The following is a 16,329-nucleotide window of genomic DNA, read 5'->3' as shown; positions in this document are numbered from 1 at the left end:
CAGCGTGGAAATTCTCCATATCGTTGGGCAGCAAAAATTAGAAGGAACCGTCGAAATTAGTGGAGCGAAACAAAGCGCACTCCCTTGTCTAGTGGCTGCACTTCTTACAGAAGAATCGGTGACGATTGAAAACGTCCCGATGATTGAGGATGTAGAAGTGATGGTCAACTTGTTGAGAGAGCTAGGGGTTCGGGTCGAGCGTGAAGGCGAACGGATGACCATTCATTCGAATGAAGCGGTCGCCATGCCTCTTCTCGGTTCTGAGACGCGGAAAGTTCGTGCCGCTGTCTATTTACTCGGTGTCTTCGCCGCTCGATTTGGAAAAGGAGCGGTCGGGCTACCTGGGGGATATGCGATTGGTCCACGGCCGATTGATTTACACTTGAAAGCGTTGGAACGTCTCGGCATTCATGTCGAGAATGAATCCGGTCTCTATCACGTTCGAGTCAAAGAACTCGTCGGGAATCGGATTTACTTAGACTTACGGTCGTTCGGGGCAACTGTGAGTGCGATGCTTGCGGCGGTCTTAGCGAAAGGGACGACGGTCATCGAGAATGCGGCCTGTGACCCTGAAGTCGTCGACGTGGCAACGATGCTCACATCGATGGGCGCACACGTGAGTGGAGCGGGTACCGATGAGATTCGCATCAAAGGAGTCGAACATTTGCATGGGTGTACCCATACGTTAATCCCGGATCGCCTCGAGGCAGGCACGTTCATGATGTTCGGCGCGGTGTCGGGTAGTGTGACCGTGCAACCGGTCATTCCGACGCACTTAGAAGGAGTCATCCAAAAACTATTGGATTATGGTGCGGAGGTGGAAGTTGGCGAGGAGTCGGTCACGGTCACCGCCAATCAGTCCTTGCCGACAGACATTCGCGTGTTCCATTATTCGGGATATCCGAGTGACTTGCAGCCAATCATGTCAGCGGCTTTGTTGAAGGCAGACGGGACAAGCGTTGTCACGGACAAGTTGTATTCCCAACGATTCCGACATATCGCCGAGATGCGTCGAATGAATGCGCAAATCACACTAGAAGATGCGTCAGCTGTGATTCGCGGAGGAAATAAGCTTGCAAACGCAGAAATGGAATGTACAGATGCGCGAAGTGCCGCGTCACTTGTCTTATCAGCACTTCAAGCATCCGGAGAATCGACGTTACTTCATGCAGAACGGTTGAATGATTCATATGTCGACTTTGTCGGCAAATTAAAACAACTCGGTGCGCTCGTTTGGGTGGAAGATCACACCGAGGCATAAAGGGGAGATTTCGGGTGGAACGAAGTTTATCGATGGAACTAGTTCGGGTCACAGAAGCAGCAGCACTTGCTTCAGCCCGTTGGATGGGTCGCGGTTTGAAAGTCGAGGCAGATGATGCAGCGACAACAGCGATGCGAGATGTTTTTGATACGATTCCGATGAAGGGGATTGTCGTGATCGGAGAAGGCGAAATGGACGAGGCCCCGATGCTCTATATCGGGGAAAAGGTCGGGAACGGCTATGGTTCACGTCTCGATGTGGCGGTCGACCCGTTAGAAGGGACGAACATCGTGGCAACCGGTACATGGGGAGCTCTTGCTGTTCTCGCGGTCGCCGATGCGGGAGACCTTCTTCATGCACCGGACATGTATATGGAGAAAATCGCAGTCGGACCGGAAGCCGCTGGTCTCGTCAGTCTCGATAACTCAATTGAAGAGAACATTGAGATTGTGGCGAAGGCGAAGAAGAAAAACGTGGAAGATGTCGTTGTGACGATCTTACATCGGGACCGACATGAAGAAATGATTCAGCGAGTCCGGTCGACCGGTGCACGAATCAAGTTGATTCCAGATGGGGATGTTGCGGCAGCCATCAACACGGCCTTCCCGAAAACAGGTGTCGACTTGCTACTCGGTTCAGGTGGGGCACCGGAAGGCGTCATCGCCGCTGTCGCGATGAAGTGTCTCGGTGGAGACTTCCAAGGACGTTTGCTCCCCGAAGACGAGGCACAAAAACAACGTTGCCATGACATGGGAATCGAAGACACGGACCGGATTCTTCTCCTCAATGATTTAGTGAAGGGTGAGGATTGTATCTTTGCGGCGACAGGTGTTACGGACGGTGAATTGTTACGTGGCGTCCAATTCACGTCGCAAGGTGGGCAGACGCATTCCGTTGTCATGCGTGCCAAGTCTGGTACCGTACGCTTCGTAGAAGGGAATCACTCCCTTACGAAAAAACCAAAAATGGTCATGAAACCTGAATAACATGGAGTCGCGGATGTGTAAACGTCCGCGACTTTTTTGTGGTGAAAACGGGAATGGGTAGTCAGGAGGTGGGTGTGATGATCGAAGTGGAAGGACTCGTGAAGACATTTAAAGATGTTCCGGCGGTGAACGATGTTTCCTTCTCCGTGAATGAAGGGGAAATTTTTGCGTTTTTAGGACCGAACGGTGCCGGTAAATCGACGACAGTACAAATGTTGACGACGCTCGTGCGTCCAACGTCCGGAGTGGCACGAGTCAACGGATTTGATGTCGTGAAACAAGAAAAAGACGTCCGTCTGTCCATTGGGGTTGCCCTACAAGAAACCGGGATTGATAAAGTGCTGACGGGGCGTGAACTGCTCGTTTTACAAGGGCGATTGTTTAAGATGTCAAACGAGGAGGCGCACCGTCGTGCGGATGAGTTATTAGCAGTCGTCTCCCTGACAGATGCCGCAGATCGACGGAGTGGCACGTATTCAGGTGGGATGCGGCGACGTCTCGACTTGGCACTTACGCTCGTTCATCGCCCGACCGTGTTGTTTTTAGATGAGCCGACGACGGGTCTCGACCCGGCGAGTCGGATTGAGATATGGAACGAAGTACGGCGACTGAATCAAGAGTTTGGGACGACGATTTTTTTGACGACCCAGTACTTAGAAGAAGCAGATGAACTAGCTGACCGAATTGCCATCATCCATCACGGGAAGATTGTCAGTGAAGGAACGGCGGAAGAGCTGAAACAACTTGTCGGCGGTGAGACGATTGCGATGGACTTTTCAAACGAATCAGACGCGACGACTGCCGCGACACACTTTCAGACGACGGCGAACGGGAACCATGTATCGTTCGAACTACGTGATGTGACACTGACCGAAATCGTGCGGGCGTTAGACGAACAAGGACTACAACCTGAGCGTTTGACGGTGAAACAACCGTCGCTTGATGACGTGTTCTTACAAGTGACGGGCGAATCTTATGAATGGGGCGAGCTTCGTGTGGACTGAGACGTGGTTATTCACGAAACGGAGTTTGGTCACGACAATCCGAAATCCGTTTTCCTTTATTCCGAACTTGATCATCTCTGTATTCTTTTTACTCGTGTATACGAGCGGACTATCGAGCGTGGCGTCCCTTCCTCAATTCGAAGGAAGCGACTACTTGAACTTCATCTTACCGGTATCAATCGTCTCGGGTGCGGTCGGTGGGGCAGGGGGGACCGGACAGGCGCTTGTTCGTGACATCGAGAGTGGGTATTTTGCGAGGTTATTGCTGACTCCGGCGACTCGGACCGCAATTGTGCTCGGACCAATGATTGCGGGGATGTTGCAGCTACTTGTTCAAACGCTACTTATCTTCGCGGTCGCATTTCTCCTTGGTCTCACAATCCCTGTTGGCGCGGTCGGCTTTTTCTTTACGGTATTACTCGCCATCGGGTTCGGTCTTGGATTTGCGGGCTATTCCGTAGGCGTCGCGCTAAAGACGCGGAATGCGCAAGCAGCGCAGGCGGGTACGCTTTTGTTCTTCCCTCTCATTTTCTTATCGACGACGTTTGTTCCGAAAGAATTGATTGAGGCGGAGTGGCTGAAAGTGGCGGCGACATTCAATCCGACCACGTATATTTTTGAAGGGATGCGGGCCGTTTTGACCCAACCAGAGATTGACTGGGGTGCTCTATCGGCAGGGCTCGCGGTCGCTGGTGCGATGAGTGTACTCATGATTGTCTTTGCGGCGACGAATGCGAGAGGAGCATTGAAACAAAAATAAATAAGGGGGGAGTTGGATGCAAGAACTTTCGACGATGATTCGGATTGTTTTGACAGGGGTTGGTGCGTATATATCAATCATTTTGATGTTGCGTATTTCTGGTAAACGAACGTTAGCTAAAATGAATGCATTCGACTTTATCGTGACGGTGGCGATGGGTTCTATATTAGCGACTACGTTAACGAGTCAACAAACAACATTGCTTGCAGGGTTAACGGCATTTGGAACGCTAGTCATCTTACAGTATATGTTGGCGAAATTGTCCAAGCGATTTTCAATGGTAAATCGAATGATTAAATCGGAACCGACGTTACTGTTTTATAGAGGGGATTATTTACAAGAATATTTACGGAAAGAACGAATATTAGAAATGGAAGTCATTCAAGCGATTCGTGCGAGTGGAACTCCTCTAGAACAAGTCGAAGCGGTTGTCTTAGAGACGGATGGAACGTTCTCGGTACTAAAGGATTCTCAAGATGTAATGGAACATGTAAACAAATAAAAAACGACTCGGTTCCCATGAACCGAGTCGTGATGTTGTATTAGAGGTATGATCCAGCGCCAACGTAACGTGGTGCCCAGTATCCAGAAGTGAAGCTCGCGTATTTCACGCCGCCTGTTTCTGAGTTGATCATTTGTGTTTTGCTAAGTGCCATCCCAACGTGTTGGATCGTCCCACCTGAGTGTGAGAAGAAGACGAGGTCACCAGCTTGAATCGATGACTTCGAGATTTTTTTCGCGCTTGAGTATTGCTGGCGTGAAGAACGTGGGAGTGTTTTGCCGATTGCTTTTTTGTAAACATGTCCAGTGTAGCCTGAGCAGTCAAATCCAGCAGTCGTTGTTCCACCATAACGGTAAGGTGTACCGAGGTACTTTTTCGACTCAGCAACAAGTTTCGCACGTTTGCTTGATGATGACGTTGAAACTGCCGTTGTTGTTGAAGTTGATGTTCTCGGTTTCAAGTACGTGTACGTTGAAGATGCTGAAATGTAACGGTGTGTACCTTTGTAGTTGATTTTATAGAACGAACCGGATTTACCAAGGTATGTATAGCGTTGACCTTTATCCATCTTCGCGACAACTTTTGATGACGTAAGCGACGGGGCAGTGCGGATGTTCAAGCCGTTGACTTTCGAGTAAGCGAAAGTGCCGGTAGCAACCGATGACGTAGTGGTTGATGACTTCGAAACTGTCGTCGTTGTTGAAGTTGATGTTCTCGGCTTCAAGTACGTGTACGTTGAAGAAGCTGAGATGTAACGGTGTGTACCTTTGTAGTTGATCTTATAAAACGAACCGAATTTACCAAGGTATGTATAGCGTTGACCTTTATCCATCTTCGCGACAACTTTCGATGACGTAAGTGACGGGGCAGTGCGGATGTTCAAGCCGTTGACTTTCGAGTAAGCGAAAGTGCCGGTAGCGGCTTCTGCTTGTTCACCAGTTGAGAACATGAGACCCGAGAAAGCAACAGTAGCAGCGACGACGATAGATGCAATACGCTTTAACATTGTGTAATTCCCTCCGTTTTTAAAATCAAATCGTTATTATATGACAAAGTCGAGTATTTTATAGTCGAGCACAAGTTGCGAGTATTACCCGGTTTCCTGTGCAAATAAACTATATCATGCGCAAGACCGATGGCATTTTTCAATCACAAGTCAAAAAAGCGTTTTCTTGTAACAGAAATGAAACAATATGTGGATATAGCACTTATTTTGTTACAAAATCATCTTTTACTGTGTAAGGTTTTGTACAAGAGGGAAACGCATGAGCAAAAGGTGATTTTTGCACGGTGACGACACGGAGAAAATGTGATTAGATGATGACAGAACAAAAATAATCAAGTTGAATACTTCTTGTAATGAAATGTAGAAAGATAGGTGACTTGAATGAGTCAACAGACAGAACCGACAAAAAATTACACGCTTCGTGAACTCGAGACGAAGACGTTAAAAGAATTATATGAGATCGCCAAAGAAGTCAAAGTTCCAAACTTCCGAGAAGCACGGAAACGTGAGCTCATGTTCCGGATTTTGAAATCTCAGGCCGAATCAAAAGATTTATACTTCCTCGAAGGTATTCTAGAAATCATTCCACCGAATCCTCAGTCGCAAAATGACGGCGGATTTGGCTTCCTCCGACCAATCAATTACTCTCAATCTTCAGAAGACATTTACATCGCTGCTTCACAAATTCGTCGTTTCAACCTCCGAAATGGGGACCTCGTGACGGGGAAAGTCCGCAAACCGAAAGAGAACGAACGATTCCAAGGGTTGTTGAGTGTAGAAGCGGTCAACGGGGAGTCGACGGACTCGATGCGGTCACGCGATTACTTCCCGGCACTTACGCCGATCTATCCGGAACAACAGATGGTGCTTGAGACAGAGCCGAAACATCTTTCTGTACGTGTCATGGATATGATTGCCCCTGTCGGATTCGGACAACGTGGATTGGTTGTCGCGCCACCGAAAGCGGGGAAAACTTCGCTCTTAAAAGAGATTGCGAACTCGATCACGACGAATCATCCGAACGTCGAATTGATCATTCTATTAATCGATGAGCGACCAGAGGAAGTGACCGACATCCAACGTTCTGTACCGGATGCGGACGTGGCCTTCTCGACGTTTGATGAGACACCGGAAAACCATGCGCGCATTTCAGAACTCGTCCTCGAACGGGCGATGCGTCTCGTGGAACATAAGAAAGACGTGGTCATCTTACTTGATTCCATCACACGATTGACGCGTGCGTATAACCTATCCGTTCCGCCGAGCGGACGGACGCTCTCTGGAGGGATTGACCCGGCAGCGTTCCACAAACCGAAAAAATTCTTCGGGGCAGCCCGAAATATCGAAGACGGAGGTAGCTTGACGATTCTTGCGACCGCACTCGTCGATACCGGTTCACGAATGGATGACGTCATCTATGAGGAATTCAAAGGAACGGGGAATATGGAACTCCACCTGGATCGGAAATTGGCGGAACGCCGTATCTTCCCGGCAATCGATATTCGTCGTTCGGGGACGCGGAAAGAAGAGTTGTTACTCGGCAAGGACGAACTCGACTCGCTATGGACGATTCGCCGCACGATGAACGAGTCTCCAGACTTCGTCGAACACTTCTTACGCCGTGTCCGCGAGACGAAAACGAACCTCGACTTTTTCGCTGCGCTAGAGGCGGATAAGAAAAAAAGACGACCGGTGAAAAAAACGAAAACAGACTTGTAAATCCTATAGTAGGGTGATATTATATTCTAGTGAACTTTCTCTAGGTTGAAAGAATACTTAGGGCCGAAGGAGTTGAAAAGCAATGAAACAAGGAATCCACCCAGAATACCGTAAAGTCGTATTCATGGACTCGACGACTGAATTCAAATTCATCACTGGTTCAACTCGTTACTCTAACGAGACAATCACGATGGAAGATGGAAACGAGTACCCACTCATCCGTGTCGATGTATCTTCTGATTCGCACCCGTTCTACACAGGTCGCCAGAAATTCGCATCTGCAGATGGTCGTATCGAGCGCTTCAACAAGAAATACCAACGTTAATCGTAAAGTTGTATGCTCACCGCCTTGGGATCGCCCTTGGCGGTTTTTTGATACAATATTGCGGGTAAAAAGACGAAAGACTGTCGTTAGGGGGCCGTTATGGAATTTATACTCATTAGTATTAGCTTATTGATCGGAGTCGGCATCATGTCCCAATGGTTGGCATGGCGTTATCAAATTCCGGCAATCATCATTATGACGCTTGCTGGAGTATTAGCGGGTCCGATTTTTGGGCTATTTGATCCACGAGAATTGCTAGGTGATTTATATAGTCCCATCATTTCGTTTGCGGTCGCTATCATCTTATTTGAAGGAAGTCTCGGTCTTCACTTCAGCGAGATTAATCAGTTCCGTCGGTCAATCGTCCGCATCGTCACGGTCGGAGTCGCGCTGTCGTTCGTTGGAATGTCGTTACTCATCCAGCACGTCGGAGGACTACATTGGGTCGTCGCGTGGACGATGGGAGCGCTCTTCGTCGTGACGGGTCCGACTGTCGTCATCCCGTTATTGCGACAGGCGCACTTGAAAGATCGCGTCGGAGCGATTTTAAAGTGGGAAGGGATTATTGTTGATCCGGTTGGTGCACTACTCGGTCTATTCGTCGTCCGACTCGGCTATATTGTATATGAAGGAATGGATTTATGGATGCAGCTCTTGTTTGCAGGTGCTTGTATTGTCGGGATTGGACTCGGGTATTTGTTCGGACATCTCCTCATGGGATGGTTTGTCGCAGAAAAAGTACCTCGTTATCTACGTGCTTCGGTTACATTGACGGCCGTGCTCATCTTGTTCTCACTCAGTGAGCTCATGATGCACGAAGTCGGACTGCTTGCGGTGACCGCGATGGGGATGACGATGGCCAACACGAAACATCGTGATGAAGAGATTATCGAAGAACTACAATCGTTTAAAGAAGATATTTCAATCTTGCTGATCTCATCTGTCTTCATTTTATTGACGGCGTCGCTTTCACGGGAAGAGCTTCTGAATATTTTCCAATGGCCGCTTCTCTTGACGATTGCAGGTATTCTGTTCTTGGTCCGTCCAGTGGCGATTTACTTGTCGACCATCGGTGGAAGTTTGCCACTTGCAGAACGAGGATTCATCGGATGGATTGCGCCGCGTGGAATCGTCGCGATGACGGTCGCTGGATTTTTTGCTGAAGAAGTCGCACATCTCGGGATTGACGATGCGAAACAAATGTTGCCGCTCACACTCGGTCTCGTCTTCATTTCCGTGACATTACATGGTCTCACAATCCGACCTCTTGCACGTAAATTGAAATTAATTGATGTACAAAAAGAAGCGAAAGCCGACGAGTAAAGGACGGAGTCACTTCTAAGAAAATTTGGAAGAAGTCAACCCTTTTCCTCAACTCGAAAGATAGGTATAATCGGAAAGCGATTATCGATGGAGAGGGCGAAGAACAATGATGCATGTGACGAACCGATATGGTTGGATTGAAGTGATTTGTGGGAGTATGTTTTCAGGGAAGTCGGAGGAATTGATTCGCCGTGTCCGCCGCGCTCACTATGGAAAGATTCCGGTCCAAGTGTTCAAACCAGCAATCGACGACCGGTATCATGAAGAGAACGTCGTCTCACATACTGGCAACTCGGTCGTGGCGGTACCCGTCGCGTCGAGCCAAGACTTATACGATGCCGTGCGCGAAGAAACGCAAGTCATCGCGATTGATGAGGTACAATTCTTTGACGAAGGCATCGTCGATGTCATCGAACAGCTCGCGAACGAGGACAAACGCGTCATCTGTGCCGGGCTCGATATGGACTTCCGAGGTGAACCGTTCACGATGATGCCAGAACTGTTGTCGCGTGCGGAGTTTGTGACGAAACTGCAGGCGATCTGTTTGTCATGTGGTGCACCGGCTTCCCGGACGCAACGTTTGATTGACGGACAGCCGGCTCGTTATGAAGATCCGGTCATCTTGGTCGGCGCTTCGGAGTCGTACGAACCGCGATGCCGTCATTGTCATGACGTACCGAATAAACCACATCCGGTCCGCCATACGGTGGCAGACTGATGAATCGACGGACCGCCCTCGGCGGTCCGTTTTTTTGCTATAATAGATAGAGTTTGATTTGACGGAGAAAGGACGGATCATCATGTTTGACCGTTTAAGTGTATTAGAAGATCGTTATATGCAATTGAATGAAATGCTCGCCGATCCAGAAGTGCTCAGCGACTCGACGAAGTTGAGACAATATTCGAAAGAACAGGCGCAGTTAGAAGAGACGGTACAGATGTATCGTCAATATAAAGAGAAGAGCGAGGCGTTCAAAGAAGCGAAGGCGATGCTCGAAGACCGGACGCTCGACGCCGACATGCGCGAGCTTGCTAAAGAAGAGATGAACCTCTTGGAGCCGGAAGTGAAAGAGCTTGAAGCGAAGTTGCGGATTTTGTTGCTTCCGAAAGACCCGAACGATGATAAGAACGTCATCGTCGAAGTCCGGGGTGCGGCAGGAGGAGACGAGGCAGCCCTTTTTGCAGGTGACCTCTATAAGATGTACACGCGATTCGCCGAGCGTCAAAACTGGAAAGTTGAACTGATTGACGCGAACTATACCGAGCTCGGTGGGTTCAAAGAAGTCACGTTCATGATTAACGGGGCAGGTGCCTACTCGAAACTCAAGTTTGAGAACGGAGCGCATCGTGTACAACGCGTCCCGTCGACGGAGTCGGGTGGACGAATCCATACGTCTACGGCGACGGTTGCCGTCTTGCCTGAAGCGGAAGATGTCGAGGTGCACATTGATATGAAAGATGTACGTGTCGATACGTTCACTTCGTCAGGTCCAGGAGGACAGTCCGTCAACACGACGCAGTCCGCCGTCCGTTTGACACACATCCCGTCCGGTCTCGTCGTCTCATGTCAGGATGAGAAGTCGCAACATAAAAACAAAGACAAAGCGATGAAGGTACTTCGGGCACGCCTGTATGACAAGATGCAAAGCGAGCATATGGAAGAGCTATCGGCACAACGGAAATCCGCTGTCGGGACAGGGGACCGCTCTGAACGGATTCGCACGTATAACTTTCCACAAAGTCGTGTCACCGATCACCGTATCGGATTGACGCTCCAGAAGTTAGATCGTGTATTAGCGGGTGAACTCGAGGACATCATTGACGCCCTCATCATGGATGAACAGGCGCGTCTTATGGAGGATGCGGAATGATGCGTGTCGCCGCGCTACTTAAGCAGACAGAGGAACGGCTTCAAGAGGTCGGGCGCGACCGTGCGGCTGCCGAATGGTGGCTCATGCATGTGCTCGATGTCGACCGGACGGGTCTCCTCATTCGATTGTCGGATGAACTATCCATGGATGAAGCGGAACGGTTCGAAGCTGGAATCGAGCGTCTATTGACTGGAGAACCCGTGCAACACGTGATCGGACAGGCACCGTTTTATGGTCGCTCGTTCGAAGTGAATCGGGACGTCTTGATCCCAAGACCGGAAACAGAAGAATTGATTGACTGGCTTCTCGGACAAATTCGTCACGTAGCGGACGATGAAATCGTGGATATTGGAACAGGGAGCGGAGCGATTGCGATCACGCTCAGTTTAGAACTCGGTGTCCGGGTACAGACGGTCGATATTTCCCCGGAAGCGATTGCGGTCGCGAAACGGAATGCGGAAGCGCTCGGTGCGAATGTTCGCTTTTTTGAAGGAGACGGGCTCGCCCCGATTGCCGATCAATCGATTCGAATTCTCGTCTCGAACCCACCATATATCGAGGCTGACGTTCTATTAGATGAGACGGTTGTTGGTTATGAACCACACCTCGCTCTTTTTGGCGGAGCGGATGGGCTCGACATGTATCGCCAACTGATTTCAGAGTCAGTGCGCGTCTTACGTGCCGATTGGCAATTGATTGCGTTTGAAATCGGGTATAACCAAGGACAAGATGTGAAATCATTACTGTCTGAACGTTATCCTGAAGCAGAAACGGGTATTTTAAAAGATATAAACGGCAAGGACCGTATCGTCTATGCCGTAAGGGAAGGGATTGCGTATGGAAACGAAATGGATTAAATCGAATGAGATTGAAGAGGGGGTACGTCTTCTTCAAGCGGGTGAAATCATCGCCATGCCGACAGAAACGGTCTATGGTCTCGCAGGGGACGCCATGAATGATGTGGCGATTCGCAAGATTTTTGAGGCGAAGGGCCGACCGTCGGATAACCCACTCATCGTCCATATCGCTTCAATCGAACAAACGAAGTTGTTTGTCGATACGATTCCTCCCGTTGCCAAGCGCTTGATGGATGCGTTTTGGCCAGGCGCTTTGACGATCATCTTGCCTTCAAACGGCCGAGCCTCATCGCTCGTGACCGCAGGACTGGATTCCATCGGACTTCGGATGCCGAATCATTCGGCGGCACTTGAGTTGATTCGCGAGTCAGGCTTAGGACTTGCGGCACCAAGTGCGAACCGTTCCGGGCGTCCATCTCCGACGACCGCTCAACATGTGGCTGATGATTTGGTCGGGCGGATTGCGGGGATTGTCGATGGAGGTCCAACTGGAATCGGCGTCGAGTCTACCGTCATCGATTGTACGGGTGACGCGGTGACGATTTTACGACCGGGTGGCGTGACGCGAGAAGAAATCGAAGCTGTCATCGGACCGGTCGCCCTAGATGCCAATTTGAGTGACGACAAAGCCGCACCACGATCACCGGGAATGAAATACACGCATTATGCCCCAACGGCGCCCGTCTTTTTAGTCGATGGCACACGTGAGGATTTGCAACGTGTCATCGAGGAGCGGAAGCAAGCGGGATTGCGGATCGGTGCACTCGTATTCGATGAAGAGCCGACAATGGCTGATGTCACCTATTCCCTCGGTACTTCGATGGAAATGGCGGCGCAACGTTTATACGATGCCCTTCGTCGATTTGATGAAACGGACGTCGATGAGATTTATGTGAACAAGATTGAACCGGTCGGGGTCGCCTTAGCCGTTTACAACCGCTTGTACAAAGCGGCGGGAGGGAAGGTCGTTCACCCGACGAAAGATGCCTAAAGACATAGAGGAGGACACGCGATGTCAATGAAACGCGTATTATTCATATGTAGTGGCAACACGTGCCGAAGCCCGATGGCGATGGCCTTGCTCCGTTCGAAAATGACGGGGGACGAGTTTGATATTCGCTCAGCCGGTCTACGGACAATGCAAGGATTCGATGCTTCTGAAAATGCACTGCAAGTTCTCAGAGAACGTGGGATTGAGCTCGATCACGTCACCCAGACGTTCGACGAGGTGTTAGGCAATTGGGCGGACATCATCTTGACGATGACACGTGCGCATCGTGAACAAATTCGGGATACATACCCGGATTTGGCGGAGCGAACGTACACGCTCTACGAATTCGTGACAGGGCTTGAGCGAGACATCAACGACCCGTTCGGCGGTTCGATGAATGTGTATCGTCAAGTGCGAAACGAACTCGAGCCACTCGTGAATCGACTTGTGCTAAAATTAACGAATGATGGGTCAAAGGTGACGAAACCACCGAGACGCCTACCAAAGAAGACGGGGGAATGAACGAATGAAAATTGCAATTGGCGCCGATCACGGCGGATTCAACTTAAAGAGAGACATCGTAGCATTGCTTGAGGAACTCGGACATGAGTATAAAGACTTTGGCACGCACTCGGCCGACTCGATTGACTACCCAGACGTAGCCATTCCGGTCGCAGAAGCTGTCGCGGCAGGCGAATTCGATCGTGGGATTTTGATTTGCGGTACAGGAATCGGAATCGGAATCGCAGCGAACAAAGTCAAAGGGATTCGTGCGGCACTCGTTCACGACTCATTCAGTGCGAAAGCGACACGTCAGCATAACGACTCGAACATCATGACGATGGGCGAGCGTGTCATCGGACCTGGCCTTGCGGTCGACTTGGTGGCGACGTGGCTCGAAACGGACTTTGAAGGCGGTCGCCATTCAAACCGTGTCGACAAGATGAGCGCATACGAATCGAAGTGAGCCCGATGAAGACGGAACTTCTCGGATTATTAACGGAGCTTCACGAACGGTTCCCGTTGAATGATGAGCGTATTCTCGTCATCGGATGCTCCACGAGTGAAGTGCTTGGGAAGACGATTGGGAAGGCAGGGTCCATCGACGTCGCAGAAGAGTTGATGGAAGCTTTCCTTGAGTTTAGAGAGAAGACAGGTGTCCATTTGGCGTTCCAAGGGTGCGAGCATATCAATCGTGCCCTTACCGTGGAACGACGGACGCTCAAGCAGTTCGGTCTCACAGAGGTGACGGTCGTTCCTATTCGTTCGGCGGGTGGGGCGATGTCGGAGAAGGCATATGCGAACTTCGAGGAACCATGTGTCGTCGAATCGATTCAAGCGGATGCGGGAATCGATATCGGTTCGACGTTGATTGGGATGCATTTGAAACCAGTGGCTATCCCGGTCCGACTATCGTCGAAACATCTCGGCGAAGCGTACGTCACGTTCGCAATCACGAGACCAAAACTGATTGGTGGGCCACGAGCTCACTATCCAAACAAATAAAAAAGCATCGCATTCAGGTTTTTCGACCGAATGCGATGCTTTTTTGTGATTATAGTTCTTCTCCGAATAAATACGACACGACCATCGGGAAACGTTCACGCCAGGCAAGTTCGTTATGGACGCCTTCTTCGATCACTTCGAAACGGATGTGCTCAACCTTGTCTTTTAACAGGTTGTACACCCGTTCGCTCGACTCCAGATACATCTCGTTCGTCGGTCCGTTCTCCATCGGTTCTTCGACTTCTTTAGCACCGACGTCTAAGTAGAGACGCTCGACACCTTTTAAGTCACTCGCCTCAATCAATTGCTCCAGCTCGGTTTGATTGAACCAGAAGGCAGACGATAAAGAAGCGACACGTTTAAAGATCTCAGGATACACACACGCTGCGTAGACCGAGATGAGTCCACCCATCGAGCTTCCCATCATCGCCGTTTCTTCCGGAATAGTCCGATAGTCGGCATCGATTTTAGGTTTCAATTCTTGGGCGACATATTCGATGTAGGCCGATCCTTCTCCGCCGAGGACGATGTCACGTCCGAGCAGGCTGTCCCCGATGTATGGATTTTCCCACGGTCCATACTCATCTAGTCGCTTTTCCCCAGGTGCGCTATCGAGAGCGACAACTATTAAGTCGCGTTTCGAGGCGTCTAAATATTCACCGACACGCCAGCTCATGTTATAGCTTGCCTCCTCATCGGCGAAACAGTTTTGCCCGTCATGCATATAGAGAACGGGATACCGTTTTTCCGACGTCTCATAGTCGGCAGGTGTAAAGACCCGAACCGTTCGGGTGCGTTCGAACGGTGTAATTGTGATTTTTTTTGTCTCAATCATGAAGTGACCTCCTTTGGATTCTCTCTAAATGATACCCAACTTTTCGTCAGATTATAGCGATACCCAAAAAAACAAGCGTGTGGTACGATGGGGGTGTTGATTTTTAGACATTTAGAGGGGGTCTTCACATGGTAAACACGACGAAGTTAAAAGTGCAGGATGCAGAATTGTTTGAGGCAATGCAACACGAGCTCGGTCGTCAACGCGACAACATCGAACTCATCGCTTCAGAAAACTTTGTTTCAGAAGCGGTCATGGAAGCGCAAGGAGGCGTATTGACAAACAAATATGCCGAAGGATATCCAGGGCGCCGTTATTATGGTGGCTGTGAATTTGTCGACGTCGCTGAAAACTTGGCGCGTGACCGTGCGAAAGCATTGTTCGGTGCAGAACATGCGAACGTACAACCACACTCAGGTGCACAAGCAAACATGGCAGTTTATTTCACAGTGCTTGAAGCAGGAGACACGGTGCTCGGGATGAACCTGTCACACGGTGGTCACTTGACGCACGGTAGCCCGGTCAACTTCTCGGGAGTGCAGTATAACTTCGTCGAATACGGTGTAGACAAAGAGACAGAACACATCGACTATGACGTCGTCGCAGCGCTCGCGAAAGAACATAAACCGAAATTGATTGTCGCGGGAGCATCGGCTTACCCACGTACAATCGACTTCGCGAAGTTCCGTGAGATTGCGGACAGTGTCGATGCGTACCTCATGGTCGATATGGCACACATCGCTGGCCTCGTGGCGGCAGGTCTTCACCCGAACCCGGTCGAGCATGCGGATTTCGTCACGACGACGACGCACAAGACGCTTCGTGGACCACGTGGCGGTATGATTCTTTGTAAAGAAGAGTTCGCGAAAGCAATCGATAAGTCCATCTTCCCAGGAATCCAAGGTGGTCCCCTCATGCACGTTATCGCAGCGAAAGCGGTCGCGTTCGGAGAGGCACTCCAACCAGAATTCAAAGAGTATCAACGTCAAGTCATCGCCAATGCACAGGCACTTGCGGCTGGTCTTGAAGAAGAGGGGCTCCGAATCGTATCGGGCGGAACGGACAACCACCTCTTACTCGTCGACCTTCAAGGAATCGACATCACAGGGAAAGCGGCGGAGCATGCGCTCGACGCTGCAGGGATCACGGTCAACAAAAACACAATCCCATTCGACCCAGCATCACCGTTCGTCACGAGCGGAATCCGTCTCGGTACGGCAGCAATGACGACGCGTGGCTTCAAAGAGGACGATATGCAAGAAGTGGCACGCCTGATCGGTCGTGTGCTTAAACAACATGAAGATGAGTCGGTACTCGCAGAAGCACTTCAAGACGTGCGTACGTTAACTGCGAAGTTCCCACTTTACCCAGAACGAGGCTGAG

General features: G+C 50.1%; 18 protein-coding genes. 16 read left to right on the top strand and 2 right to left on the bottom strand.

The window, feature by feature from the left end; genetic code table 11:
- Positions 1-4 precede the first annotated feature (4 nt).
- From murA to KNP04_RS05475, 5 genes are all read left to right on the top strand, one after another.
- Positions 5-1,261 (top strand): UDP-N-acetylglucosamine 1-carboxyvinyltransferase, encoded by a 1,257-nt coding sequence (gene murA, locus KNP04_RS05495; RefSeq protein ID WP_214874949.1) that lies wholly within the window; start codon positions 5-7, stop codon positions 1,259-1,261.
- Between the two features lie 14 nt (positions 1,262-1,275).
- Positions 1,276-2,247, top strand: coding sequence for a class II fructose-bisphosphatase (glpX, locus tag KNP04_RS05490; protein WP_214874948.1), 972 nt, complete (start codon positions 1,276-1,278; stop codon positions 2,245-2,247).
- 77 nt (positions 2,248-2,324) lie between these two features.
- Complete coding sequence (locus tag KNP04_RS05485; protein ID WP_214874947.1) at positions 2,325-3,251, top strand: ATP-binding cassette domain-containing protein; 927 nt, start codon at positions 2,325-2,327, stop codon at positions 3,249-3,251.
- Positions 3,241-4,011 carry an ABC transporter permease gene (locus tag KNP04_RS05480; RefSeq protein ID WP_214874946.1) on the top strand — a complete coding sequence of 257 codons (771 nt, stop codon included), beginning with the start codon at positions 3,241-3,243 and terminating at the stop codon, positions 4,009-4,011. The genes KNP04_RS05485 and KNP04_RS05480 overlap by 11 nt, the downstream gene beginning before the upstream one ends.
- Before the next feature lie 16 nt (positions 4,012-4,027).
- Positions 4,028-4,513: a DUF421 domain-containing protein gene (locus KNP04_RS05475; protein WP_214874945.1), complete on the top strand. Its 486-nt coding sequence runs from the start codon at positions 4,028-4,030 to the stop codon at positions 4,511-4,513.
- Positions 4,514-4,553: 40 nt separating this feature from the next.
- Here KNP04_RS05475 and KNP04_RS05470 read toward each other — a convergent pair whose 3' ends face one another.
- Complete coding sequence (locus KNP04_RS05470; RefSeq protein ID WP_214874944.1) at positions 4,554-5,519, bottom strand: C40 family peptidase; 966 nt, start codon at positions 5,517-5,519, stop codon at positions 4,554-4,556.
- 381 nt (positions 5,520-5,900) lie between these two features.
- Between KNP04_RS05470 and rho the strand changes: the two genes are divergently transcribed.
- From rho to KNP04_RS05420, 10 genes are all read left to right on the top strand, one after another.
- The gene (gene rho / locus KNP04_RS05465) at positions 5,901-7,238 is read left to right on the top strand and encodes a transcription termination factor Rho (protein ID WP_214874943.1); all 1,338 of its coding nucleotides are present in this window, start codon (positions 5,901-5,903) and stop codon (positions 7,236-7,238) included.
- 82 nt (positions 7,239-7,320) lie between these two features.
- Positions 7,321-7,563, top strand: coding sequence for a type B 50S ribosomal protein L31 (locus tag KNP04_RS05460; RefSeq protein WP_012727387.1), 243 nt, complete (start codon positions 7,321-7,323; stop codon positions 7,561-7,563).
- A gap of 99 nt (positions 7,564-7,662) precedes the next feature.
- The gene (locus KNP04_RS05455) at positions 7,663-8,886 is read left to right on the top strand and encodes a cation:proton antiporter (protein WP_214874942.1); all 1,224 of its coding nucleotides are present in this window, start codon (positions 7,663-7,665) and stop codon (positions 8,884-8,886) included.
- A gap of 106 nt (positions 8,887-8,992) precedes the next feature.
- Complete coding sequence (locus KNP04_RS05450; protein ID WP_214744592.1) at positions 8,993-9,604, top strand: thymidine kinase; 612 nt, start codon at positions 8,993-8,995, stop codon at positions 9,602-9,604.
- 82 nt (positions 9,605-9,686) lie between these two features.
- Positions 9,687-10,757, top strand: coding sequence for a peptide chain release factor 1 (gene prfA / locus KNP04_RS05445; protein WP_074036532.1), 1,071 nt, complete (start codon positions 9,687-9,689; stop codon positions 10,755-10,757).
- Positions 10,754-11,614, top strand: a complete 861-nt coding sequence (prmC, locus tag KNP04_RS05440) for a peptide chain release factor N(5)-glutamine methyltransferase (protein WP_483297966.1) — start codon at positions 10,754-10,756, stop codon at positions 11,612-11,614. Before prfA ends, prmC begins: the two co-directional genes overlap by 4 nt.
- On the top strand, positions 11,595-12,605 hold the full coding sequence (locus KNP04_RS05435; protein WP_214874941.1) for an L-threonylcarbamoyladenylate synthase: 1,011 nt from the start codon (positions 11,595-11,597) through the stop codon (positions 12,603-12,605). The genes prmC and KNP04_RS05435 overlap by 20 nt, the downstream gene beginning before the upstream one ends.
- A 21-nt stretch (positions 12,606-12,626) precedes the next feature.
- Complete coding sequence (locus KNP04_RS05430; protein ID WP_214694549.1) at positions 12,627-13,127, top strand: low molecular weight protein arginine phosphatase; 501 nt, start codon at positions 12,627-12,629, stop codon at positions 13,125-13,127.
- A 4-nt stretch (positions 13,128-13,131) separates the two neighbouring features.
- Positions 13,132-13,572, top strand: a complete 441-nt coding sequence (rpiB, locus tag KNP04_RS05425; RefSeq protein WP_074035852.1) for a ribose 5-phosphate isomerase B — start codon at positions 13,132-13,134, stop codon at positions 13,570-13,572.
- Complete coding sequence (locus KNP04_RS05420) at positions 13,569-14,111, top strand: TIGR01440 family protein (protein ID WP_483297965.1); 543 nt, start codon at positions 13,569-13,571, stop codon at positions 14,109-14,111. The genes rpiB and KNP04_RS05420 overlap by 4 nt, the downstream gene beginning before the upstream one ends.
- Before the next feature lie 49 nt (positions 14,112-14,160).
- On the opposite strand, the gene KNP04_RS05415 is transcribed toward KNP04_RS05420, so the two are convergent.
- Complete coding sequence (locus KNP04_RS05415; RefSeq protein WP_214874939.1) at positions 14,161-14,946, bottom strand: alpha/beta hydrolase; 786 nt, start codon at positions 14,944-14,946, stop codon at positions 14,161-14,163.
- 128 nt (positions 14,947-15,074) lie between these two features.
- Here KNP04_RS05415 and glyA point away from each other — a divergent pair, with 128 nt between their 5' ends.
- Positions 15,075-16,328, top strand: coding sequence for a serine hydroxymethyltransferase (glyA, locus tag KNP04_RS05410; RefSeq protein ID WP_074035858.1), 1,254 nt, complete (start codon positions 15,075-15,077; stop codon positions 16,326-16,328).
- Position 16,329: the final 1 nt, after the last annotated feature.

This window comes from Exiguobacterium sp. CH10, from assembly GCF_018617635.1.
GTDB classification, from domain to species: domain Bacteria; phylum Bacillota; class Bacilli; order Exiguobacteriales; family Exiguobacteriaceae; genus Exiguobacterium; species Exiguobacterium aestuarii_A.
Note: the sequence above shows the minus strand (reverse complement) of the source record. Positions and strands in the feature narration are given on the sequence as shown.